Below are 24,217 nucleotides of genomic sequence, written 5' to 3'. Positions count from 1 at the left end.
AGAAAAACCCCAGCTGTAAAAGTTGGGGTTTCTTATTTATTTTAAAAACCATAGTTCACCCCCAAACCGAAAACTTCCCGGATTTGAAAGGCTCCAATGGCATTATCGTCGTAAATGGCCTGAAACGCCAAATTGGTAGAAATGTACTTATTGATCTTCATTACTAAATTCATCTGGTAATCGATGTCCACGTTTTGCGGTTTTTCCAAGTAATTCGAATACAGGTTCAGGATGTTTTCCATCGAGATGTTCTCCATGATATTGAATTTGTAATACGCGTTGAGCGCCGCACCAAACTCAAAGCGCATGGTTTCTCCCTGCTTAACCCCAAAAGCGGAACCAAAATCGGTAAAGTGTTTATGCACAAAGATAAAACGCGAAGTGGCCGGAGCGATGTTCACCTTTAGATTATCCGATTTTTTCCAAAGCATTCCAGGCCCTAACTGCAAATAAGCCGGGGAAAAGAAATGCGAGATTTTCACGTCGCGTTCACCCATAATATCATCGGCGGGATTTAAAGGAGTTCCGTTGTCGCTAACAGTGTACTTCTCTTTCTTAAAACCCGAATCAAATTGAGTCTTAAAATTCAGAAAAGCGGAATAATACCAATACGTCGCATCAACACGTTTACCCACAATAGAAGTAAATTCAAAGCGGTCGTCAGACTTGGTAATGTCTTGATCTTTAAGTTTGGTCAATCCGTAAGCGGCAAAAACCTTATTGTCCCAAACCATGGTGGGCGATTTGTAGTTGAAGTCGTAATTGACACTAGCATTTCCGGCGATATTGGAAGTTCCGCCGCCCCGCCAATCGTTGTTAAAAGAAGATTGGTTGAACAGGAAAACAAACGTACCTGCTTTTTTCCAACCCATATTTAAAGTATCGTGAGTTTTCGCAGCCGCTTTGGAGGTTTTGTCGATTAACTCTTTTTCGGTATTCTGTGCTTTGGCGCTCAGCATTCCCAGAACGCAAAACACTATTGGAACTACTTTTCTCATTTGCGTGAATTTTCAGTTTTACCCAAATTACTAAAAATAGTTCAGAAAAAGTGTATAAAATCGTTGAACGGTTTATTTGCGCTTATAAAGTGGAACGGAAGAACACGCCTCACCAAACATAAGGCTTTTGACAAAAGGAGTTAATTTTTGAACCGCTAAAACATACAATTCCTGCGGAACCGGTTTATTGGAACAGCCTTTTAAGATCACCGGTTTGTCTTTAAAATCGGAATAATCTAAATTATCAAGCGTTTGCTGATATAGGGAAAGCAGCAATTCCTTTGAGGAACCATTTACCACTTTGAGTGCATACGGTTGCAAATAGACCGAAACCAAAGCATAAGCCCAAGCGGGAAGAATCGCATCTTCCGAGCAATAAAGCGCTACGTAGTTACCTTGGTATTGTGCCCAATCATGGGCTTTGAGCTGCTCACGGAATTCAGTTTCCTTCAGAATAAAACCCCCGAAAAGCCATTGCGAAATATCCAATTCCACAATAGATTGTTTCGGGAAATAATCCTCTAAATCGAAAACCTGTAACGCACTGTTGGCGACTCTGTTGATGATTTCGTCCATTTTTATAGTAACGGTCACAGCAGACAGCCACAGTTACAGAAAAACTGAAAACCGGGACTGTAAACTGTTCGTTGAATTATAGCATTCCTAATTCTAATTTTGCTTCTTCGCTCATCAAATCTTTGCTCCAAGGCGGATCGAAGGTAATTTCCACTTCACAGGCTTTCACCGCGTCGATGGATTTGATTTTCTCTTCCACTTCCTGCGGTAAGGTTTCCGCCACCGGGCAGTTGGGCGAGGTTAGCGTCATTAAGATTTTCACTTCGTTGTCTTCGTTGATCATCACGTCGTAAATCAATCCTAATTCGTAAATATCTACTGGGATTTCCGGGTCGTAAATGCCTTTTAATACTTTTACAACGTCTTCTCCTAAATTGATGGTATCGTTAAATTCTTCCATTTTTATCAATCTTTGCGCGATTTAAAATCTGCACTATTTAATTAATTCTTAGCCTGAAACGCCAAGGCATACATTTTTATTTGTTTGATCATCGAAACCAGTCCGTTGGCACGCGTAGGCGACAAATGTTCTTTAAGCCCGATTTCATCGATAAAGTCAGTGTCGGATTCCAAGATCGCTTTTGGTGACTGATTGGAAAAGGTACGCACCAGAATAGCAATGATGCCTTTAGTCAAAATCGCGTCGCTATCAGCAGTAAAAACTACATTCCCGGCTTGTTCCTCGGCGTGAACCCACACTTTGGACTGACAGCCTTTAATAATATTGTCGTCGGTTTTGAATTGTTCGTTAATCAGTGGCAACGATTTTCCCAGCTCGATGATGTATTCATAGCGCTGCATCCAGTCGTCGAACATCGAAAACTCGTCTACAATCTCTTCCTGTATTTCTTTAATGGTCATTTTATTGTTGTTTATCAGCTATGGCGATAAGTTTATTTATAATTTGTTCAATTTCCGCCGGAGGAAAACCACCGTCAAACGGAGCGGATTCGAACTCTTTTTCCTTGGTCATTACACGCAAACGCGCAATCGGGGCACCGTCGTAAAAACGCTTTTCAGTAGGTGCTTTTAGCCCAGCCAGATTTTCATTGTTTACTTTTTGGTATAAAGCCGTAAGCTCTTTCCAGTCGGTGTCGGAAATCTTGGTGGTTTTTGCCTCCCCATTACGAACGCTAATTACCGCTACGGTTTGGTTTACCACCGTGATACTTCTGAAGAAACCACGGGTGCTTTCCTCGTATTCCAAAGTCGGGATTGTTTGTTGTGTAACCATTTCCTTTTCCGGAGTTGCTTTTGGTTGTTCGGCTGCTGTTTTTTGACAGTTGCAACTTGAAAAAACAACAACCATAGACGCTAATACTGTAATTGCCTTCATACTTTCTTAGTTTTTAAGATAACATCATCTGCGCTTTTTTTACCGCTTCCACAAAGATATCAATTTCCTCTTTGGTATTGTAGAACGCAAAACTTGCTCTGATGGTACCCGGAATATTGAAATAATTCATGATCGGTTGTGCACAGTGATGGCCGGTTCTGACCGCTACTCCTAACTTATCGATAATTGTGCCAATGTCGTACGGATGGATTCCTTCAATGTTGAACGAAATTACCGAGGCTTTATTTTCGCTGGTTCCGAAGATTTTCAAACCCTCAATTTCCAGAAGTTTTGCCGTAGCATACTCCAGTAATTCTTGTTCGTAGTTAGCGATATTCTCAAAACCGATCCCGTTCAAATAGTCAATGGCGGTTCCTAAAACAATTCCCGCTTCGATATTGGGCGTTCCTGCTTCAAATTTATGAGGAAGTTCCGCATAAGTGGTTTTCTCGAAAGTAACTTCCTTGATCATTTCACCTCCGCCTTGGTAGGGTGGTAATTCGTTTAACCAACTTTCCTTTCCATACAAAATTCCTACTCCAGTCGGACCACACACTTTATGACCGGAAAAGACATAAAAATCACAATCCAAGTCCTGAACATTCGGGCGTAAATGCGGAGTGGCCTGAGCGCCGTCGATTAAAACCGCAGCCCCTACACTATGTGCTTTTTCAATAATATGTTTGATTGGATTTATGGTTCCCAGTGCATTGGAAATATGATTTACCGCCACAATTTTAGTTTTGGAAGAAAGCAATTTCTCAAATTCCTCCATTACCAATTCGCCTTTGTCGTTCATAGGAATTACGACCAATTTCGCTCCGGTTTTCTCACACAAAAACTGCCACGGCACGATGTTGCTGTGGTGCTCCAAAGCGGAAACCATAACCTCATCGCCTTCTTTAACAAATTTGGCAAAACCGTTGGCCACTAAATTAATCCCTGCCGTAGTTCCGGAAGTGAAGATGATTTCGTGGTTGTATTTCGCATTTAGGTGATTTTGAATGGTATCACGCGCCTGTTCGTAGGCATCCGTAGCCAATTGGCTGAGTGTATGCACCCCGCGATGGATGTTAGCATTGATCTCGCTGTAATATTGGGCAATTGCGTCGATTACCACTTGAGGCTTTTGGGCGGTCGCTCCGTTATCAAAATAAACCAGTGGTTTTCCGTTTACACTTTGGGACAATATTGGGAATTGTGCTCTTACTTTTTGAACATCAAACATTTTCGTACTTCTAGTTTTTGCAAATTTACGGCTTGTTATTTACAATTAGTATAAATAAATGATAAAATCTGTCTAAAAACACAATATCAAAAAAACAATAGCGTTAATACAAATACATCTAAATAAAATGTATATTTAAACTATGTATAGTAAAGAATTAACCAAAGGGACTTTATTGCCGATCATCTTAAAACTCATCAGCGAGAACGACAGGATGTACGGTTATGAAATCACACAGAAAGTAAAGGAAATCACTTCGGGCAAGATCGATATTTCCGAAGGGGCTTTGTATCCGATTTTACACAAATTGGAAGCGGACGGCATCCTGGAAACCGAAAAGGTTTTTATAGGAAAACGGGTAAGAAAGTACTATAAAATCACGGCAACCGGTAAACAATACGTACTGGAACTCAGTGCCGAACTGAATGATTTTATAACTACCCTGAATCTGATTTTTAACCCTAAACCCATCAACTCATGATTGTAACCGACGACCACATCACGTATATCGAGACCAATTTGACGTTTTACGGCATTACCGACAGGGACTTTAAAGAAGATTTACTGGACCACATCTGTACGCATCTTGAAAAATCAAACCTAAACGATTTCGAAACGGCCTATCAGGAAGCAATACACAATCTGGGCGGCTATGCAGCGATGCAACTTATTCAAAGAGAGAAAAACGAAAAAGCTTTAATCTTGAGTTTTATCCGCAGGAAGCGCAATGTGCACCTAACCTGTGCCATCAACTCAGTTATACTGCTGATCGGGTTCTTGTTTTTTATCTTTAAATGGCCTTTTTCAGGGGTTTTGATTTTAATTGGATTTTCACAACTTATCTTGATTACAATACCGTTTATTATCTACGAACAGTACAAATTGAAAGCTCAAAAAATGTTACTTCTAAATAAATAAACTATGAAAAAATCCTTCTACTTGGTTGGCTTTCTGACCGCCTTTATTTTAGGAATTGGAGCTATGTTCGAATTCCTGCACTGGCCCTTTCGAGGCATGATTGTTTTTGCTGGTTTCTTACTGCTGAATTTTGGCGTGGTTCCGATGTTTTTTTATCATAAATACAAAACAGCAGTCAAATGAAACGCCGGTTAATCTGGACTTGTTGTCTTTTTCTTTCATGGATTTGTATCTCACAAAACAATCCCTATTCCAAAATAGACGAATTGCTCCAAAAATACGACAAACCCAACGCTCCCGGACTTAGTATTGGCATTGTACAAAACGACAAATTGGTTTATTCCAAAGGAATTGGATTTGCTTCCCTAGACTACAACATCAGAAATTCGGATTCAACGGCCCATAGTCTGGCTTCGATTGCCAAACAGTTTACCTCAGCCTGCATCTGGACCTTAGTTCGGGACGGAAAAATTTCTTTGGAAGACAACATCCGAAAGTACTTGCCCGAAATGCCCGAACATCCGCAAAAAATTAAAATCAAACACTTGTTAAACCATTCCAGCGGACTGAGCAATTACCATACTTTAATGGATTTAAAGGGCTTCAACTATGATTTGGAATACTACGACAACACTACGGTTTTAGAACTCGCTTCAAAACAAAAACAACTGAATCATGTTCCCGGAGCCAAAACAGTGTATGGCAATACTTCGTATACGCTATTAGCGCTCATCGTAGAACGGGTTTCACAGAAAAATCTAAACGCGTACGCTAAAGAACAATTGTTTGATCCTTTAAACATGATCCATACCCAAATAAGGGTTGAAAATCAATCTATTATCAAGAATAAGGCGGTGGGTTATCAGCAAAAAGACAACAACTATATTCAGAATCCGAGAATTCAAAACAGTTATGGCGCAGGAAGTATGGCTTCGACAATAACCGATATGGCGAAATGGTTGAATGTTCTAAACGGCACGAGTTTAAAAATCAAAGGATTAACCGAATTTCTAACAACTTGTGACAATTATAAAGCCGAAGAAAAAGCAAACTACGCTCGTGGCGTGATGCTGGACCAATACAAAGGTTATAGAACCATCAGTCACAGTGGTTATGCCTGGGGTGGGCAATCACAGCTAATTACACTACCGGAAAAACAGTTAGGCATCATCATCATGACAAATCTGGAACCCATAAACCCTACGCCTCTTTCTTATGAACTTTTAGATTTGATTTTGCCAACAGATACCTCGACATCCAAAGTAAAAAAAAACAGCTGTTTTCAAAGCAGATCCAAAACAATTTCAGCACTATATCGGGCAATACAAAGAAGTCAACAGCGATATGAAAATGGAAATCCTAGTGGAAAATGATACGCTCAAAGCCAAAGGAGGCCAGGCAAAAAAAGCAATTGCATTAACTGGTTATGAAAAAGGGAAATTTCACCGGACAGTCAACGAAAGCGTAAAATACGACTTCACTAAAACTACTGATACTGATTTAGTTATCCGTTTTGGAGGAACACCCTTCTACTTTAAACGCGCCGAATTTGTGAAACCGGAAGCTGTTCAAATCGATGAATTTATCGGGGATTTTTATTCCGATGAATTAGAGGTAACCTACCAATTTACAAAAAAAGGAAACCAACTTTTCCTAAGCTACAAAAACAACGAAAACATTCCGTTAACACCAGTGCAACAAGACGAATTTGGGAACAACCAACGCACCTTATACCACTTTGTAAGAGATGATAACCATAAAATAAAGAGCTTATTGGTTTCGAGCGAAGGAACAGTACAAAACATAGCGTTTATAAAAAATAAAGCCGCTTTTTAGTGGCTATATTTTCATTAATATCCGCCTCCGCTTCCACCACCACTAAAACCACCCCCTCCAAAAGGCATTTTGTCCTCGGAGGTTACTATTTTAGTCTGAATTTGAGTGGTAACAATTAAAGCCTGAGCAGTTAAAAGAAAACTACTCTCGTTACTACGATCCGGCTGGAAGGTTATTCCCTGCCGGGCGTCTTTCAGTTTTTGGATGGCTAAATAGCTGATTCCAAAAAGAAGAATTCCTCCCAAGATTAACGCAATTTCCAAAGGCATTAAGTGGTAATAGAATCGAATAGTAAAGATGGAATACCCTAAAGTAAAAAGGCCTAAGAGAAGCATTAGGCGATCTTTGGTTTTTAGGGCATACCCGATATAAAATAAGGGAAGCAAAAACGTCAATGTATAAAATACAAAAGCCAATGGGATATCATTTCCGGGTGTTACCACAAGGTTCATCAAATCTTCGGAAAACTCTCGAACCACCATATAATTTACGGAGAAATACATCAGGAGCAAGGCAAAACCTTTGGCAACCCATAGCGCATTCGAATAAATATAAAAACGTCCCTTTTTCTTTAAATTTTTACTGATAAAATACAACCCACCGCCCATGAAAAACCCAACGAAAGGTAAAAACAATTTATCCATAAGCGCATGATTTACAATCAAATCGAATACAAAGCCAACAAATCCAACACCTCCCACCAATACGGAAAGCGTATGCACGTAGCGCAGACAACACACAAATCCTAAAAGTGTCATTACTGCAAAAACCATGGACATGGATTCTGTAGTAATCCCTGTTCCGATGCAGAAATACAAAGGGATCGAGAGTACAAAAGCATCGTCCAAACCATGACCAAAATACCCGTTTCTGGCTAAAAACTCAGCCCCAATTACGCCTATGATTCCATAAACAAAAACCAATACTTCAAAATTTCGGTCTAAAATTGATCCAAAAAAAAGCGCCAGAAAACCGCTGATTGCTGATAAAAGCAAACATCCTAAAAGAAAAAAACCAATTCGAACCAATAAATTACTACTGGAATTGAATAATGTCAATCGGGAAGTAATCTCTTTGAATTGCTCCTTTGGGATAAATTTCATTTTGTACAGTTCTTTCGCTTGCGCAGCCAAAACTTCATTGTTTAAAATTTCTTTATTATATGCCTGCATGCTTCTCTTTGTTAAAGTTGCGTACTGCTCTGATAAACATCACAATACAAAATATCACATAAATCGGGGAAACGAAGATGAGTGGTTCGATAAAATCGTTAATCCCTAGTACGTCCAACGTTCTGATAAAGAAAATATTAAGCCCAATAAATCCGTAAAGCAAGGAAAACACAAACAGCGAGGTTGCCTTGTGCCTATAACTTTCCTTGTAGAAAAATAAAGTGCTTCCCACTAAAACCGGAAAAAAGCCATACCAATAGTCTTCAATTAAGCCCGCAATGGTACAAATGCCTAACAAATGCTGCGCAAAAATGTAATAAACAAAATAAAAGTGTGCTTTAAGTTTTTCTTTCAAACTGTACAAGGTCCAGAGAATCAGTAAAACCCCGATGAAAATTCCAAAATACACCAGATTCGGATTGGAATAAATCTCGTTTTCAAAAACGGTTTTCGGCGTCAAAGTAATCCCGGCAAAAGCAATTAGTGAGGTTATCGCCATGGAAAGCACCGTTCGGTTGTCAAAATAATAAGCTACTGCAAAACAAAGAATGGCTGAAAACAAGGAAACCAAACCGAAATCTGTTCCGAAAACACTGTACTGAAACTGAAGGTAACCAATGAAAATAGTCGCGAGTAAACTTCCCGTCAAAACCAAATAGTCGTACACCGGATTGTCAAAAACCACTTCCAATTTGGAAAACCCTTTCGCCTTTTTAAAACTGAAGTAAAAACAAACCAACATCAACACAAAATTCACAGCCAGAATGGCAATATGCCCAATACTGTCGATGTTTTTGTAGATTAAAGCTCCTACACCGCCGGTAAACAGCAAGACCGACAAATACAATAAAAACAAAAGTTCCGTATTCAGGGAAAAAATACCAAGGGCTTTATATTCTTTTACTTCCTGATGTTGGGCTTCGGAAAGAAACCCTTTTTCGAGGAGTTTTTTGAGCTGATGTTCCGGGAGTTGTTCCATGGAATTGCGATTGATTTACTCAAATATAGCAAATAGAACCAATCGGAAATTACTTAAAAAAGAAAAAACCGCTCTTGAAGAACGGTTTTCTGTTTTATGTCTTGAAGCTGATTACAAATCAAAGCCCATGTTCACATTAAGCTTGGTAGCGATGATTTTTGCGATTTTAGCCTTTAATTCCGGTATTTTGATACTCGAGGTCACTTCACTGGTAAACGCGTACATAAGCAGCGCTTTTGCCTCTTTTTTAGGAATCCCGCGTTGTTGCATGTAGAACATTGCGTTTTCATCCAACTGCCCGATGGTACAACCGTGCGAACATTTCACGTCGTCGGCAAAAATTTCCAATTGAGGTTTCGCGTTGATCGTCGCTCTGTCGCTTAACAAGATATTGTTGTTTTGCTGAAAAGCATCCGTTTTTTGGGCTTCTTTTTCTACGTAAATTTTACCGTTGAACACTCCGGTTGATTGTCCGTCCAGAATCGTTTTATAGTTCTGGTGGCTTTCGCAGTTGGGTTGTTCATGGTTCACTAAGGTATAATGATCGACGTGTTGTTTGTCGCCGATGATGGTAATTCCTTTTAACGTAGAATCGATGCGTTCTCCGTGATGGTAGAAATTCAGATTGTTACGCGTTAGGTTTCCTCCGAAAGAGAAGGTATGTACCGAAACGCGGCTTTCCTGTTTCTGGGAAATATAAGTGTTGTCGATCAGGTTTGCGGTTTGCTCATCGTTTTGTACTTTGTAATAGTCCACGATAGCGCGTTTCTGCGCGAAAATTTCGGTTACCGAATTGGTCAATACCGGATTCTCGTTCAAACTCTGATGACGCTCCACAATTTGTACGTGTGCGTTTTCCCCAACAATCACAAGGTTTCTAGGCTGAACCATTAACGCATCTTCTTTTCCGGTTGAGAAATAGATGATTTCGATGGGTTTTTCCACCACTTTGCTTTTTGGGATGTTAATGTACGCTCCTTCATAAGCAAAAGCAGTGTTCAACGAGGTTAAACTTTCCTCTTTGCTGGCCACTTGATTGAAATAGGTATCAATCACCATTTTGTATTTGGGTTTGGTTAATGCTGATGACATCAAACAAACATCCAAACCATCATGCGTGGTCGAGGATAAAAACGTACTGAAAATCCCGTCGATAAAGATTACCTTGTACGTATCTAAATCATTTAAAAAATATTTTTTTACATCTTTAATATCGATGTTGTTTTCCTTTTTCGGGAAGATGCTGAAATCGTTTTTCAAGACGGCATTCAGCGAAGTATATTTCCAGGCTTCTTCTTTTTTGGTCGGAAACCCTTTTGCTTCAAAGTTTTTTAAGGCTGATGTGCGAAGGTCGTGCAGCTGGGTGCCTACATCGACTTTTTCTTCAAAAGCCATGAACGATGAAATCAGTTTTTCTTTCAATTCCATTGTTTAGCTTTTTAACCAGTCGTATCCTTTTTCCTCTAACTCAAGCGCCAATTCTTTTCCACCCGATCTGATGATTTTTCCATCCATTAAAACGTGTACAAAATCCGGAACAATATAATCTAATAAACGTTGATAGTGGGTAATAACCACCACCGCGTTGTCTTGACTTTTTAATTTATTTACCCCATTAGCAACGATTCGAAGTGCATCGATATCCAAACCGGAATCAGTCTCATCTAAAATCGCCAATTTCGGGTTGAGCATCGCCATCTGGAAGATTTCGTTACGTTTCTTCTCTCCTCCGGAAAATCCTTCGTTTAAAGAACGCGACAAGAATTTACGGTCGATTTCCAATAGTTCCGATTTTTCGCGGATTAGTTTCAGCATTTCGTTCGCTGGCATTTCCTCTTCTCCTCTTGCTTTACGGCTTTCGTTAAGGGCCGTTTTCATAAAGTTCGTTACCGAAACCCCTGGGATTTCCACTGGATACTGAAACGATAAGAATACACCTTTGTGCGCTCTTTCTTCCGGAGCCAATTCCGAGATGTCTTCTCCGTCTAAGATGATTTCCCCATCGGTTACTTCATACGATTCATTTCCTGCAATAATAGAAGAAAGCGTAGACTTTCCGGCACCGTTCGGTCCCATGATCGCGTGAACTTCTCCTGCTTTTACCTCAAGGTTGATTCCTCTTAATATTTCTTTGTCTTCAACGGAAGCGTGTAAGTTTTTAATTGATAACATTGTCTTTTATTTTATAAAAAAGCTAATTCTATATTTTGTGTTTCTTCGGGAACATCGGCGTTAAAATGCTTGTTTCCCAGATAATCCATTCCTAAATACTCGGCCGATTTTCGAAACGGCAGGTAAAAATCGTAATCCAATTCGTTTTCAAAATCGTGGGAATTCGAAAGCACCGCCATTTTTTTTCCTCTTAGTTTCCTGCCCCACTCCTTTTCGATGCGTATCAAATCGGAAAAACGGTCAAAAAACACTTTCATCACCCCGCTCATGCTGTACCAGTACACCGGTGTGGCAAAAATCAAAGTGTCGTATTTTTCAATAATCCCTTTGATTAGTGGAAGAAAATCATCTTCAATATTGCTACTGTTGTAATCGTAATACGAGAAATTATGGTCACTTAAATTCACAAGATCCATCCCGAATTGCAAAGCTACTGCCTCAGCGATTCTTGTGGTGTTTCCGTTTTTACGTGAAGAGCCGACAATAATTACCGTATTTCCCATTATCCCACCGATCCTTCTAAGGAAATCTCCAACAATTTCTGCGCTTCCACAGCAAATTCCATTGGCAACTTGTTTAGTACGTCTTTACTGAATCCGTTTACGATAAGCGCAATGGCTTTTTCGGTTGGGATCCCGCGTTGGTTGCAATAGAACACCTGATCTTCCCCAATTTTGGAAGTGGTTGCCTCGTGCTCGATTTTTGCGGTTGTATTTTTAGATTCGATGTACGGAAAGGTGTGCGCCCCACAATTGTTCCCCATTAACAACGAGTCACATTGCGAGAAGTTACGTGCGTTTTCGGCTCTGGAGGAAATCTGAACCAAACCACGGTAACTGTTTTGCGATTTTCCGGCAGAAATCCCTTTGGAAATAATGGTTGATTTGGTGTTTTTACCCAAGTGGATCATTTTGGTTCCGGTATCGGCTTGTTGAAAATTGTTGGTTACGGCAATCGAGTAGAATTCTCCAATCGAGTTGTCGCCTTTCAACACACATGATGGATATTTCCAGGTTACGGCAGAACCGGTTTCTACTTGTGTCCAGGAAATTTTTGCGTTTTTCTCACACAAACCTCTTTTGGTCACAAAGTTAAAAACCCCTCCTTTACCTTCTTTATTTCCTGGGTACCAGTTTTGTACGGTCGAATATTTGATTTCGGCATTGTCTAAAGCGATTAGCTCAACAACGGCTGCGTGCAATTGGTTTTCATCACGGCTTGGCGCGGTACAACCTTCCAAATACGAAACATAACTTCCTTCATCGGCAATCACAAGCGTTCTTTCAAACTGTCCGGTTCCTCCTTGATTGATACGGAAATACGTAGACAATTCCATCGGGCAACGAACGCCTTTTGGAATATAACAAAATGATCCGTCGGAGAAAACCGCCGAATTTAGCGCTGCGTAAAAATTATCTTTTTGAGGGACAACACTTCCGATGTATTTCTGAACCAATTCCGGATGTTCCTGAATCGCTTCGGAAATCGAACAGAAAATGATCCCTTTTTCTGCCAACGTCTTTTTGAACGTAGTCGCAACCGAAACCGAGTCCATTACGATATCTACCGCAACGCCTGCCAGTTTCTTTTGCTCATCAATCGAGATACCTAATTTTTTGAAGGTTTCCAGTAATTCCGGATCGACCTCATCCAAACTTTCGTATTTGTCTTTTTTCTTCGGTGCCGAATAATAGGAAATGGCCTGAAAATCGGGTTTTTCGTAGTGTACGTTCGCCCAGTTTGGTTCTTCCATTTCGGTCCAGGCGCGGAAGGCTTCCAAACGCCATTCGGTCATCCATTCCGGCTCGTTTTTCTTTTTGGAAATGGCACGAACAATATCTTCGTTCAGTCCCGCAGGAAACGTTTCCGATTCGATGTCGGTGTAAAAACCGTATTCGTATTCTTTATTTTCGAGTTCGACCTTTAAGTCGTCTTCTGTGTATTTTGACATTTTTAAAATTTAAAAATTATAAGGAAAAGCTTTCCCCGCATCCGCAAGTTCTCTGTGCATTCGGATTGTTAAACACGAATCCTTTTCCGTTCAATCCTCCGGAATATTCTAAGGTGGTTCCCACTAGGTAAAAGAAACTTTTCTTATCCACGGCAATTTTTATATCGTTGTCTTCGAACACTTTATCATCTTCTCCTAAAGCTTTGTCAAACTTTAAATCATACGACAAGCCGGAACAGCCACCGCTTTTTACGCCTACGCGAACGTAATCCGTCGCTGTGCTGAACCCGTCATCCTCCATTAAAAGTGCGATGCGCTTTTTTGCGCTTTCTGAAACTTTAATCATAACGTTAAAACAGATTAATTCTAATTTAGTGCAAAGATATTACATAAAACCATTATTACCTAACTACTAACATTTTTATAACTTATTCAGTCATAGTCTTTTCTTATCAAGGGATTTAAATTGCGAATTCCCTCAAGATTTCTTACTTTGCAATCACAATTTTTTAAGCAGAAACCATGAAAATTTACCCTATAGAAGCCGGAAATTTCAAATTGGACGGCGGCGCCATGTTCGGTGTGGTCCCAAAAACCATCTGGAACAAAACCAATCCGGCCGACAACAATAATCTAATTGACATCGCGGCCCGCTGCATGCTGATTGAAGACGGCAACCGGTTAATTTTAATCGATACAGGCATGGGAAACAAGCAATCTGAGAAATTTTTCGGGTATTACTCGCTTTGGGGCGATCTTACCTTAGACAAATCCTTGGCAAAATATGGTTTTCACCGCGATGATGTGACCGATGTGTTCATGACGCACCTGCATTTTGACCATTGCGGAGGAAGCGTGAACTGGAACAAAGACAAAACCGGTTATGAAGTGGCCTTCAAAAACGCAACTTTTTGGAGTAATGAGAACCATTGGGAATGGGCAACCCAACCAAATCCTCGTGAAAAAGCCTCGTTCCTTTCCGAAAATATTTTACCGATGCAGGAAAGCGGGCAACTCAAGTTCATCAATCGTCCTGATGCTGATTTTGGCACTTCCAAAGAATTAGATTTTGACATCTTTTATGTGGACGGACACACCGAAAAACAAATGATCCCGCACATCAATTACAACGGAAAAACCATTGTTTTTTGTGCCGATTTGTTAGCCACCGCCGGACATGTTCCGATTCCTTATGTGATGGGATACGACACCCGTCCGCTCCTGACAATGCCCGAAAAAACAAAATTCCTGAATACGGCTGCCCAAAACAACTACTATTTATGGTTGGAACACGATGCACATAATCAAATAATCACCGTGGAACCAACCGAAAAAGGAGTTCGTTTAAAAGAGGTATTCCGTTGTGAAGATATTCTTTAAATAACTTTAACAGCTTTCTAACACCTTAAGCAGAAAGCTGTTAATTTTATATTAATTTTTGTTTGATATGTCAATTATTTCAAAATCATTAGTACTTTTGAGTAAAGATTTCGCCTGTGGAAAAATTAAATAACATCATTTTTTACAACATCGATCACAGTATTCGTTTGTACCGAATGTATGCCCAGAAGAAATTGCGCGAACACGGTTTTAAAATTACCATAGACCAGTGGCTCGTAATTAAATGCATCCTTGAAAACCCAAATATTACCCAACACGAATTGAGTGATTTGGTCTTTAAGGACAATGCTTCGGTAACCCGGATTATTGATTTGCTGATAAAGGCAAAATACCTCCAGAAAGAAATCAATCCGGAAGACCGTAGAAAGTTCATCCTGCACGTTACTAAAGAAGGTGAGGAAATTATAAAAAACGTTCAGGAAATTGTACTGCAAAACCGCGACAAGGCATTAAAAGGAATCAACGCAACCGATTTGGAAATTGCCGATAAGGTTCTGCAGAAAATAATACAAAATTGTAAATAGCATCATCAGTCAAAAATCATCAATCAAAAAACGAACATTATGATTAAGGTTGTTTTATATCTGGTTACCTTGGCAATTAAAGCAGTGAGCTTTCTTTTCATATAAAGAGGCTCATTTTTTTTACTTGTTTGTTTTCAATGAAAACCTTACTTTGGTATTCAATCAATGAAAATGAGCGGTACAGTTTTGTAACAAATTAAAACTTGTTCGACCTATTCTATTCAAACAAAGAGAAACGACTATGAATGTATTAAAACCTTATTACCTCTGCGCGGCACTTGCCCTGGCTTTGGTCAGCTGCGGAACTACCCAAACCATGGTTTCCACCCCTGTCGAAAACATCGACAAAATGCCTGTAAAGGTTGGGAAAATTGCCGAAAAAGACCTTAAACGCTGGAGCCACCTTGATTTAGTAAAAGATACTATTCCAGGAATGAGTGTTGACAAAGCATACGCAGAATTGCTCAAAGGAAAAAAAAGCACCAAAGTAATTGTAGCCGTAGTAGATTCGGGAATCGATATCGACCATGAAGACCTGAAACCGGCCATCTGGAGCAATCCTAAAGAAATTGCAGCAAACGGAAAAGACGACGATAACAACGGATATATTGACGATATTCATGGTTGGAATTTCCTGGGCAATTCCGACAATGAAAACATGGAATATGTGCGTATCTTAAAGAAAGTCGATGACGGTTCGGAAACGTACCGCCGCGCTAAAGCAGATTACGAAAAAGACCTTCAGGAAGCCAATCAGGGAAAAATGCAGGTGGACTTCATCATGACCGGAGACAAAACAGTTGCTGAAAAACTCAATAAGAAAAACTATACTCTTGATGATGTTAAGAAACTGGAAACTACAGACCCGACCCTTCTTCAGTACAAAGGGATGATGATGCAGATTTTAGCCGAAACTTCAAGAGAAGAATTCGATAAAGAAATTATTGAATTCAAAGATCATATTTACGATCAACTGAACTACCATTTGAACCTACAGTTTGACGGAAGAAAAGCGGTTGGAGACAACCCGGAAAACCTTAGCGATACAAAATACGGGAACAACAATGTGATCGGTCCAGAGAAAAAAGGAGCCAAACACGGAACCCATGTGGCAGGTATTATTGCTCAAACACGCGGAAATAATAAAGGCGGTGACGGTGTGGCAAGCAACAACGTAAAAATCATGGCGGTACGCGCGGTTCCCAATGGGGATGAGTACGATAAAGATATTGCTTTAGGTATTCGCTATGCCGTAGACAACGGAGCCAAAGTAATCAACGGAAGTTTCGGAAAGTACTACTCTACTCACAGAGATTGGGTACACGATGCCATTAAATATGCGGCTTCTAAAGATGTGTTGGTAATTTTTGCTGCCGGTAACGAATCGTATGATCTAGATACAATCAACAAATACCCAACCGATTCCTACGATGGGCAACCCGAAATTTCAAACAATGTTCTGATTATTGGTGCCATAACTCCAAATTACGGTTCAGATATGGTGGCCGATTTCTCAAATTACGGAAAAACCAGTGTGGATATTTTTGCTCCAGGGGAAAAAATCTATGCCACCACACCAAGCAATACTTATTCGTACTTGCAAGGAACTTCAATGGCTTCGCCAAACGTGGCGGGTGTTGCAGCTTTAATCCGTTCGTATTACCCAAGCCTTACAGCGGCTCAGGTAAAACAAATCATTATGGATTCGGGCTCTGCACTAACGCAAAAAATAGTGGTTGGAGAAACTAAAGAAGTAAAGTCGTTCAGCGAAGTTTCCAAATCCGGAAAAATCGTGAATGCATTTAATGCTTTGTTAATGGCTGAGAAAATGGCAAAAAAATAAGTACCTTTGGTACATAGTGTAATTCGGAAGGGAGTTTTTCCCTTCCTTTTTATTTGAATGAAAATGAGAAAAAACTTTTTGCTTTTGTTGCTGGCCTCATTCGGGGTGATGGCACAGAAAAACCCAAATCCAGGCTATTGGCAACAACATGCCGATTACAAAATGGAAGTTTCCATGGACGTAAAAAATTATCAGTACAAAGGGAAACAGACTTTGGTGTATACCAATAATTCTCCCGACACTTTACACCGCGTGTACTATCATTTATTTAACAACGCGTTTCAACCAAACAGCGCTATGGATGCCCGTTTGAAAGCAATCAAAGATCCTGACGGTCGTATGGTTACCAAAACAAAAGTTGGCGACAAGGAAGTAAAGGAAAGTCGAATCGCGGCCTTAAAACCAAATGAAATCGGATATTTAAAAATCTCCAATCTGAAACAAGACGGTGCTTTGCTTACTAATAAAGTGGTCGGAACCATATTAGAAGTGACGCTAAGTAAACCGTTGCTTCCTCACACTTCCACAACCTTTTCTTTGGATTTTGACGGACAGGTTCCGGTACAAATCAGACGTTCAGGACGCAACAACAAAGAAGGTGTAGAACTTTCCATGGCACAATGGTACCCGAAAATGGCGGAATACGACTTTGAGGGTTGGCAGGCTGACCCTTATATTGCCCGCGAATTTCATGGGGTTTGGGGTAATTTCGATGTGAAAATCACTATTGATAAAAACTACGTTTTAGGCGGAAGTGGTTATTTACAGAACAAAAACGAAATCGGACACGGATACCAAGACGCGGGCGTTTCGGTGAAATATCCTAAGAAAACCAAAACGCTTACTTGGCATTTTTTAGCACCAAACGTGCATGATTTCACTTGGGCAGCCGATAAAAACTACCTGCATGATACTGCACAAGTTCCCGGTGGGGCCACGGTTCATTTTCTGTACAAAAACAATCCGGCCATTATTGAAAACTGGAAAAAGTTACAGCCAAAAACCGTACAGTTAATGCAGATTTACAACCAAACTGTTGGAAAATACCCGTACGATCAGTATTCTGTGATTCAAGGGGGTGATGGAGGAATGGAATATGCCATGTGTACCTTGATTTTAGGCGAGGGCACTTTCGAAGGATTATTAGGCGTGACCGCTCACGAAATGGCGCACTCTTGGTTTCAGCATGTACTGGCTAGCAATGAAACCAAACACAGCTGGATGGACGAAGGCTTTACGAGCTGGCTGGAGAATTACGGCTTAAATGAAATTGCCGACAAAAAAGTTGACAACCCTCAAGGAGATTCCTATAATGGGTATTATTACCTTGTAAAATCAGGCAAAGAACAACCACAAACTACACATGCCGACCGTTACGACGAAAACCTTCCTTACAGCATACAAGCCTACAGAAAAGGAAATATTTTCTTGTCACAACTGGAATATCTTATTGGAAGAGAAAACCTCTTAAAAACACTAAAACGCTATTATTCCGATTATAAATTTACCCATCCGACGCCAAACGATATTAAACACACGGCTGAAAAAGTATCGGGAGCCAATCTGGACTGGTATTTAACCGAATGGACCAAAACCACCAATACCATCGATTATGGTATTAAAACAATCGAAGAAAACGGAAAAACCACAAAAGTTACATTAGAGCGCATCGGAAGAATGCCTATGCCGCTGGATATTATGGTAACTTACCAAGACGGAACTCAAGAAAGTTTCTACATTCCGCAAACTTTGATGCGTTGGAACAAAGACAATCCGTTTTCGAATGTAAAAAGGACCGTTTTAGAAGGTTGGGATTGGGCCTACCCTGCTTTTGATTTCATCGTAAACAAAGAAAAAGGAGCAATCAAAACCATCGTGATCGATCCAAGTGAACTCATGGCCGATGTCGATAAAACCAATAATATCTACAAAAAATAAAACGAAAAGCTGTCTGAAAAGGCAGCTTTTTTAATTTAACAATCTGATTCTTATTTGTTTTATTACCTCAGTATTGCAATTTTTAACACTACTCATAAATTATTAAAAATATATTTGTAAGAATTTTAATCGTTTATAAAATGAATACAAAATCGATAATTCTTACTAGCGCTATTACCATAGTTTCCTTACTTGGAGCAAAAGCTCAAACATCATTAGGAAACCCTATCAACGGAACGGAACAGGAAAACTCTTTAGGCTGGTGTCTTTCCCTTTCAAAGGACGGAAGTAAAGTAGCGGTTAAACACTTTAACAACAACCAAACCGAACACATAAGCGTTTATCATTTCGAAAATGGCAATTGGGTTCCTTTTGGGAACAACATAACAAATGATGGTGGAGTTATTTCAAAAGGGATTTCATTATCTCTTGACGGAACCAAGCTTGCCGTTGAACGACATCTTTACACAGGAAATGGAAATTATTTAAAGAGTTATCGCGTATACAGTTACAATAGCGGTACATGGTCACAATTAGGATCAGATATAAATCAAGAAAATTCAATCAATTCCGGAATTAGTCCTCTAGCTTTGTCATCGGACGGATTACGAATCGTAACCGCTTCAACCACAGATTTCGGCAATTCTTCCTATCAGAACAGAGTTCGCGTTCATAGTTTTGACGGTAACGACTGGGTTCAAACAGGAACCGATATTGATGTTCAGGACTCAAGTATAAATACCATTCCTATGATCGTTACCATCTCTTCTGATGGCAGCAGAATAGCTACATGCACCGGACAAACACAATCCGGAAAAACGAAAATTTACCACTATAACGGCACTGGTTGGGAGCAATTGGGAACCGACATCTATCCTGAAATGATTGGATACAGTACCGGCTGGGAAATTAAACTTTCTTCCGATGGAACTAAAATTGCTCTATCCGATTTAGAAAACAATGATTCCAGTGGAAAAGTGCGTGTTTTTGGCTATAACGGGCAGAATTGGGTTCAACTTGGTAATGCCTTAACAGGAGAATCAACTACAGACAACTTCGGCATAAGCCTTGATCTTTCAGCCGATGGAACTAAAATAGCTATCGGTGCCATAGGAAACGACACCAACGGTGAAGAATCAGGAAGTGTTAGCGTCTTCCATTACGCAGACAATAACTGGACACAGCTAGGTACAACACTAATGGGTTCGGCAGCCTACGAAAATTTTGGCCATTCCGTTTCTTTGTCTGATGATGGGACTCGTTTAGCGGTTGGTGCTCCCCAATTTGGCCCCAATTACACCGGTCAGGTTAAAGTTTATGATTTGACCGCCATATTATCTTCCAACGAATTTGTAATGAACAACTGTTCGGTTTACCCAAACCCGGCAACCAATGAGGTTTTTGTAACTTTAAAACAAGGCTTGAAACTACAGCAAATCAACCTGTATTCTTCCGAAGGAAAATTACTGAAGTCAGAAAAAAGTGAAGGTAATGCTCAAAAAATTGATTTAAAAGAGTGTCAATCCGAAGGTGCGTATTATGTGGAACTTATCACCCAAAAAGGAAAAGCCACTAAGAAAATACTAATAAAGCAATAATCTAAGTTGGCACTGCTACCAAATCTACCTGCACTATAATGAAAAGGCAGTGCCAAACTCTAGGTTAAAGGTGTTAAAACCCGCATTAGAACCTTGAAAACCCCCGTTAGAGGTGTGGCGTACATTTCCATTAATATCAAAGCTGAGTTTTTCAACCTTAAAAGAAACTCCTAAAGTCAAGACATCGGAAAACGCAAATCCTTTAGACAGACGCTCGGTTTCAGTATCAATGAGCATTGGCCCAACACTTCCCAGAAGATAAATACTGCTTTTTGTAGTAATTGCTTTTCGAACCCGAAGCCCAAGATTCAAAACGTATTCGTGTAAGTTTTTCAACTTGGAAAATTCCTCCCGTTTGTGCTGATAATCCAGTTCTTCGGGAGTAATAAAATAAAGGTTTTTAAGTTGATGCTTGGAAAAATTTATTTCGGGTTGAACCACTAATTCGTAATCTAAAAATTTACCTTTTTTCAAACGATAATCCGTAGAAATCTTAAAATATCGGTTTTGGTAAGTATAATCGCTATTGTTGAATTCACTCCCAAAACCATAACAAAAGCCGAGCCGAAACCATCCTATTTGGGCGTGAACGTATGTGCAATTAACAAGCAGCAGTACAATCAAAAAGCAATCCCTTTCCAACTTAAAGTTAACCATTAAAGCGCAGTTGGTCGGTTTCTGAAATAAATTCTCGACGTGTTTCCGTTTTTTTACCCCAATTAACCGTAAGCTTCGTACCTTTGCCCAAGAAATGAAGCATACTTACCCGAAACACGAAAAGCTCAAAAGCAGAACTACTATCGACTTACTGTTTTCCGAAGGAAAATCGGTATCGAAATACCCTTTGCGTCTGGTATATGTTCCGATTTCTGACCAAAACGATCAGACAATCAAATTCGGGGTTTCCGTTTCCAAAAAGTACTTCAAAAAAGCTGCCGACCGCAATTATTTCAAACGCGTGCTGCGTGAGTGTTACCGCCTGAACAAAAGCCTACTTTTGGAGCAAATGCAACAGCCTTACGCGATGATGTTTTTCTACCAAACCAAGGAAAAACTTTCCTACGCGGAACTACAGGAGAAAACCGTTCAGCTGTTTGCCAAATTTGGCGAGGCCATCAAACCAGAAAAGCAATAATTTCTGATTAAAAAACACTTTTTGTTTTCGCTTTTGCGTTATAGCTAAAAAACGAAAAGCGTATGAAAACCCTAGTCCTTTATTTTTCGCTCTTACTGCTTCCTTTGGCTTGTAAAAAAGCCGAACACAAACAAGAAGAGGCTTTAGATGCAGCCGTTGAAGTTGTTGAAGCTGAAGCCGAAGAGTCTTCAGACAACCTCATCGTAACGCCTTTGCAAGACAAAACTAGCGACGCGTATGCTGACAGGGACAGTTCCAAAGAAATAACTTTTCAGCCTAAAATCATCCGAACCGCAACGTTACGCTTTGAAACTCCAGACTTAAACGCTTCTTTTTACAGCATCCAAAAAGAAATTTTAAAGCACAAAGCGACCATCCAAAACGACGATTCGGGAAAGAATTACGAATCGGCCTACCGCAACATCACCGTTCGCATTCCCAGCGCTTCCTTCGAGGTTTTTATCGCCGCCATAAGTCAAGGTGTAAAACATTTTGACCGCAAGGAAATTTCAGCACAGGATGTTACCGAAGAATACATCGATGTTCAAGCGCGCCTCAACGCCAAAAGAGTTTTGGAAAAGCGTTATTTCGAACTGCTGAACAAAGCCACAAAGGTTTCGGAAATGCTGGAAATTGAAAAGGAACTCTCTGCCATCCGCGAGGAAATCGAAGCCAAAGAAGGCCGTTTGAAGTATCTGCAAAATCAGGTTTCCCTAAGCACGGTTCATTTGGAAATGTACACCAACAACCCATCGGAAAGCGGTGCTATGGTTTCCTATTTCACAAAAATGTGGAACGCAGTCAAATCCGGAGGCAACAACCTGGCAACTTTCTTGCTTGGTTTACTGCACATTTGGCCTTTTATTCTTATTTTCGTGGTGATGATACTGTTCATCCGAAGAAGATTTAAGAAAAAAACGACTTAACCATGTTTTCCTACTTCAAAAAAAGATATGTTGTCCCGGTACTTGCAGGAAGTTTTCTGTTTGTGGGCGTGAGCTTTCAGCAGGATTTCTTTGAAATTGCCAAGCAGCTCGAGATTTTTACCACCATGTTCAAAACCGTAAACCAGAATTACGTAGATGAAGTGAATCCGGGCGAAATGATGGACAAAGCCATTAAAAGCATGCTTGCCGATTTGGATCCGTACACCAACTATTTCAACGAACAGGACGTGGTGCGTTTCAAAATCAATTCCTCAGGAGAGTACACCGGTATTGGCGCGATGATTAGCCGCAAAGAAGGTCGCCTGATTATTGTGGAACCCTACAAAAACTTTCCGGCCGACAAAGCAGGGCTTAAAGCTGGTGACGAAATTGTTCAGATTGGCGATGTAAATCTGGTGGATTTTAAAGAAGATGCCGGAACCCTTTTGCGCGGTGCCAAAAACACAAAAGTTGATATCAAATACAAACGTCAGGGCAAATTGCTTTCGGCTCAGATTGTTTTAGACGAAGTCGATGTGAAAGCCGTTCCGTTTTATTCGATGCTGTCCGACAAAACTACGGGCTACATTGTGCTTTCCCAGTTCAACGCCAAGGCTTCCTCAGAAGTGAAAGAAGCGCTTTTGAAACTGAAAACCGATGGTGCCACTAAAATTGTTCTGGATTTGCGAGGTAATCCGGGCGGTTTGTTGCACGAGGCGGTGAACATCTGTAACTTGTTTGTACCTCAAAATGAAATCATTGTAACCACCAAATCGAAAAACGAAAAACACAACAATACCTATAAAACCCAAAAAGCACCAATTGATCTCGACATTCCGCTGGCCGTATTGGTAGACGGAAAAAGTGCATCCGCTTCTGAAATTGTAGCCGGAGCCCTTCAGGACTTAGATCGTGCTGTTATAGTTGGCGCGCGTAGTTTTGGAAAAGGTTTAGTGCAACGTCCTTTGGATTTATCTTACGGAACTCAGGTAAAAGTGACGATTTCTAGATACTACACCCCTTCGGGACGCTGTATTCAGGCGTTGGACTATTCGCATAAAGACAAAAACGGAAAAGCTACCCGTACCGAAGCCAAAAACTACAACGCGTTCAAAACCAAAAAAGGAAGAACGGTATACGATGGCGGTGGAATTCAACCGGATATCGAAATGGAAGAAGCCAAACAAAGTAGCATCGCGGCTGCTTTGGTAAAAGGAGACGGTATTTTCAATTTTGCAACGGAGTATTATTACAAAAATCCAAATCTTGGCACTAAAATTCCAACTGTTACCGATCAGGATTTTACCAACTTCAAGGCTTTTTTAAAGAAAGAAAATTTCCAGTTAGATACAGAAACCGAAGTAGCTTTAAAAAACACACTCGCTGTAGCTAAAAAAGAAAAAATTGATGAAAGCATCGCTACCGAATACCAGCAATTGCTTGCCGCACTGCAACGTACCGAAGAAAAAGCATTAGACAAAAATAAAGAGGAAATCAAAAATTTGCTGTTGGACGAAATCATCAAACGTTACCAATACCGCGAAGGTTTGTACCAGTATTACACCACCAGTAATCCTGAAATTACCAAGGCTTCCTCCATCTTAAACAACACGGTAGAATATAATAAAATTCTGAAAAACTAAATTTCACACGGATTTTAACTTCTGCTATGTTTTTTATGATAAT

Annotated in this window: 27 protein-coding genes; 13 read left to right on the top strand and 14 right to left on the bottom strand. The window is 40.1% G+C overall.

What is annotated here, in order from left to right; all coding sequences use genetic code 11:
* Positions 1 to 41: 41 nt before the first annotated feature.
* The 6 genes from LZZ90_RS02840 to LZZ90_RS02815 all read right to left on the bottom strand — a co-directional run bounded on the left by LZZ90_RS02840 (position 42) and on the right by LZZ90_RS02815 (position 4,138).
* Positions 42 to 998, bottom strand: a complete 957-nt coding sequence (locus LZZ90_RS02840; protein ID WP_237789166.1) for a DUF3078 domain-containing protein — start codon at positions 996 to 998, stop codon at positions 42 to 44.
* A 72-nt stretch (positions 999 to 1,070) separates the two neighbouring features.
* Positions 1,071 to 1,574, bottom strand: a complete 504-nt coding sequence (locus LZZ90_RS02835; protein ID WP_237789165.1) for a DUF2480 family protein — start codon at positions 1,572 to 1,574, stop codon at positions 1,071 to 1,073.
* 76 nt (positions 1,575 to 1,650) lie between these two features.
* Positions 1,651 to 1,974, bottom strand: a complete 324-nt coding sequence (locus tag LZZ90_RS02830; RefSeq protein ID WP_237789164.1) for an SUF system Fe-S cluster assembly protein — start codon at positions 1,972 to 1,974, stop codon at positions 1,651 to 1,653.
* A gap of 41 nt (positions 1,975 to 2,015) precedes the next feature.
* Entirely contained in the window at positions 2,016 to 2,435 is a 420-nt protein-coding gene (locus LZZ90_RS02825) for a SufE family protein (RefSeq protein ID WP_237789163.1), read from the bottom strand.
* 1 nt (position 2,436) lies between these two features.
* Positions 2,437 to 2,910: a hypothetical protein gene (locus LZZ90_RS02820; RefSeq protein WP_237789162.1), complete on the bottom strand. Its 474-nt coding sequence runs from the start codon at positions 2,908 to 2,910 to the stop codon at positions 2,437 to 2,439.
* Positions 2,911 to 2,923: 13 nt separating this feature from the next.
* Positions 2,924 to 4,138: an aminotransferase class V-fold PLP-dependent enzyme gene (locus tag LZZ90_RS02815; RefSeq protein ID WP_237789161.1), complete on the bottom strand. Its 1,215-nt coding sequence runs from the start codon at positions 4,136 to 4,138 to the stop codon at positions 2,924 to 2,926.
* A 142-nt stretch (positions 4,139 to 4,280) separates the two neighbouring features.
* Between LZZ90_RS02815 and LZZ90_RS02810 the strand changes: the two genes are divergently transcribed.
* From LZZ90_RS02810 to LZZ90_RS02790, 5 genes are read left to right on the top strand one after another with little or no spacing between them, the layout of a single operon-like run.
* Complete coding sequence (locus tag LZZ90_RS02810; protein ID WP_237789160.1) at positions 4,281 to 4,619, top strand: PadR family transcriptional regulator; 339 nt, start codon at positions 4,281 to 4,283, stop codon at positions 4,617 to 4,619.
* Positions 4,616 to 5,056 (top strand): hypothetical protein, encoded by a 441-nt coding sequence (locus LZZ90_RS02805; RefSeq protein WP_237789159.1) that lies wholly within the window; start codon positions 4,616 to 4,618, stop codon positions 5,054 to 5,056. The genes LZZ90_RS02810 and LZZ90_RS02805 overlap by 4 nt, the downstream gene beginning before the upstream one ends.
* Before the next feature lie 3 nt (positions 5,057 to 5,059).
* Positions 5,060 to 5,239, top strand: a complete 180-nt coding sequence (locus LZZ90_RS02800) for a hypothetical protein (RefSeq protein WP_237789158.1) — start codon at positions 5,060 to 5,062, stop codon at positions 5,237 to 5,239.
* A complete protein-coding gene (locus LZZ90_RS02795) occupies positions 5,236 to 6,429 on the top strand; it encodes a serine hydrolase (protein WP_237789157.1) in 1,194 nt (397 codons plus the stop codon). The genes LZZ90_RS02800 and LZZ90_RS02795 overlap by 4 nt, the downstream gene beginning before the upstream one ends.
* Positions 6,407 to 6,892, top strand: a complete 486-nt coding sequence (locus LZZ90_RS02790) for a hypothetical protein (protein ID WP_237789156.1) — start codon at positions 6,407 to 6,409, stop codon at positions 6,890 to 6,892. Before LZZ90_RS02795 ends, LZZ90_RS02790 begins: the two co-directional genes overlap by 23 nt.
* Positions 6,893 to 6,906: 14 nt before the next feature.
* On the opposite strand, the gene LZZ90_RS02785 is transcribed toward LZZ90_RS02790, so the two are convergent.
* The 7 genes from LZZ90_RS02785 to LZZ90_RS02755 form a co-directional block, all read right to left on the bottom strand.
* Entirely contained in the window at positions 6,907 to 8,064 is a 1,158-nt protein-coding gene (locus LZZ90_RS02785) for a hypothetical protein (protein WP_237789155.1), read from the bottom strand.
* Positions 8,051 to 9,043 (bottom strand): DUF2157 domain-containing protein, encoded by a 993-nt coding sequence (locus LZZ90_RS02780; protein WP_237789154.1) that lies wholly within the window; start codon positions 9,041 to 9,043, stop codon positions 8,051 to 8,053. The genes LZZ90_RS02785 and LZZ90_RS02780 overlap by 14 nt, the downstream gene beginning before the upstream one ends.
* 111 nt (positions 9,044 to 9,154) lie before the next feature.
* Complete coding sequence (gene sufD, locus LZZ90_RS02775) at positions 9,155 to 10,471, bottom strand: Fe-S cluster assembly protein SufD (RefSeq protein ID WP_237789153.1); 1,317 nt, start codon at positions 10,469 to 10,471, stop codon at positions 9,155 to 9,157.
* Positions 10,472 to 10,474: 3 nt separating this feature from the next.
* Positions 10,475 to 11,215: a Fe-S cluster assembly ATPase SufC gene (gene sufC, locus LZZ90_RS02770; protein ID WP_237789152.1), complete on the bottom strand. Its 741-nt coding sequence runs from the start codon at positions 11,213 to 11,215 to the stop codon at positions 10,475 to 10,477.
* An 11-nt stretch (positions 11,216 to 11,226) separates the two neighbouring features.
* A complete protein-coding gene (locus LZZ90_RS02765; protein ID WP_237789151.1) occupies positions 11,227 to 11,718 on the bottom strand; it encodes a flavodoxin family protein in 492 nt (163 codons plus the stop codon).
* Positions 11,718 to 13,166 carry a Fe-S cluster assembly protein SufB gene (gene sufB / locus LZZ90_RS02760; RefSeq protein ID WP_237789150.1) on the bottom strand — a complete coding sequence of 483 codons (1,449 nt, stop codon included), beginning with the start codon at positions 13,164 to 13,166 and terminating at the stop codon, positions 11,718 to 11,720. Before sufB ends, LZZ90_RS02765 begins: the two co-directional genes overlap by 1 nt.
* Positions 13,167 to 13,182: 16 nt before the next feature.
* The gene (locus LZZ90_RS02755) at positions 13,183 to 13,512 is read right to left on the bottom strand and encodes an iron-sulfur cluster assembly accessory protein (RefSeq protein WP_237789149.1); all 330 of its coding nucleotides are present in this window, start codon (positions 13,510 to 13,512) and stop codon (positions 13,183 to 13,185) included.
* Positions 13,513 to 13,688: 176 nt separating this feature from the next.
* Between LZZ90_RS02755 and LZZ90_RS02750 the strand changes: the two genes are divergently transcribed.
* The 5 genes from LZZ90_RS02750 (at position 13,689) to LZZ90_RS02730 (ending at position 20,470) form a co-directional block, all read left to right on the top strand.
* A complete protein-coding gene (locus LZZ90_RS02750) occupies positions 13,689 to 14,546 on the top strand; it encodes an MBL fold metallo-hydrolase (protein WP_237789148.1) in 858 nt (285 codons plus the stop codon).
* Between the two features lie 116 nt (positions 14,547 to 14,662).
* On the top strand, positions 14,663 to 15,091 hold the full coding sequence (locus tag LZZ90_RS02745; RefSeq protein ID WP_237789147.1) for a MarR family transcriptional regulator: 429 nt from the start codon (positions 14,663 to 14,665) through the stop codon (positions 15,089 to 15,091).
* Between the two features lie 241 nt (positions 15,092 to 15,332).
* On the top strand, positions 15,333 to 16,934 hold the full coding sequence (locus tag LZZ90_RS02740; RefSeq protein ID WP_237789146.1) for a S8 family peptidase: 1,602 nt from the start codon (positions 15,333 to 15,335) through the stop codon (positions 16,932 to 16,934).
* Between the two features lie 63 nt (positions 16,935 to 16,997).
* Positions 16,998 to 18,872 carry a M1 family metallopeptidase gene (locus LZZ90_RS02735; protein ID WP_237789145.1) on the top strand — a complete coding sequence of 625 codons (1,875 nt, stop codon included), beginning with the start codon at positions 16,998 to 17,000 and terminating at the stop codon, positions 18,870 to 18,872.
* Between the two features lie 140 nt (positions 18,873 to 19,012).
* Positions 19,013 to 20,470, top strand: a complete 1,458-nt coding sequence (locus LZZ90_RS02730) for a T9SS type A sorting domain-containing protein (RefSeq protein ID WP_237789144.1) — start codon at positions 19,013 to 19,015, stop codon at positions 20,468 to 20,470.
* A gap of 33 nt (positions 20,471 to 20,503) precedes the next feature.
* Here LZZ90_RS02730 and LZZ90_RS02725 read toward each other — a convergent pair whose 3' ends face one another.
* Complete coding sequence (locus LZZ90_RS02725) at positions 20,504 to 21,127, bottom strand: acyloxyacyl hydrolase (protein WP_237789143.1); 624 nt, start codon at positions 21,125 to 21,127, stop codon at positions 20,504 to 20,506.
* Positions 21,128 to 21,221: 94 nt separating this feature from the next.
* Here LZZ90_RS02725 and rnpA point away from each other — a divergent pair, with 94 nt between their 5' ends.
* From rnpA to LZZ90_RS02710, 3 genes are all read left to right on the top strand, one after another.
* Complete coding sequence (rnpA, locus tag LZZ90_RS02720; protein WP_237789142.1) at positions 21,222 to 21,605, top strand: ribonuclease P protein component; 384 nt, start codon at positions 21,222 to 21,224, stop codon at positions 21,603 to 21,605.
* A gap of 62 nt (positions 21,606 to 21,667) precedes the next feature.
* Entirely contained in the window at positions 21,668 to 22,531 is an 864-nt protein-coding gene (locus tag LZZ90_RS02715; RefSeq protein ID WP_237789141.1) for a DUF4349 domain-containing protein, read from the top strand.
* 2 nt (positions 22,532 to 22,533) lie between these two features.
* Positions 22,534 to 24,174, top strand: a complete 1,641-nt coding sequence (locus tag LZZ90_RS02710) for a S41 family peptidase (RefSeq protein ID WP_237789140.1) — start codon at positions 22,534 to 22,536, stop codon at positions 24,172 to 24,174.
* The last annotated feature ends 43 nt before the right edge of the window (positions 24,175 to 24,217 follow it).

Origin of the sequence: Flavobacterium sp. SM15 (genome assembly GCF_022012335.1) — a bacterium.
Classification (GTDB): Bacteria; Bacteroidota; Bacteroidia; order Flavobacteriales; family Flavobacteriaceae; genus Flavobacterium.
Note: the sequence above shows the minus strand (reverse complement) of the source record. Positions and strands in the feature narration are given on the sequence as shown.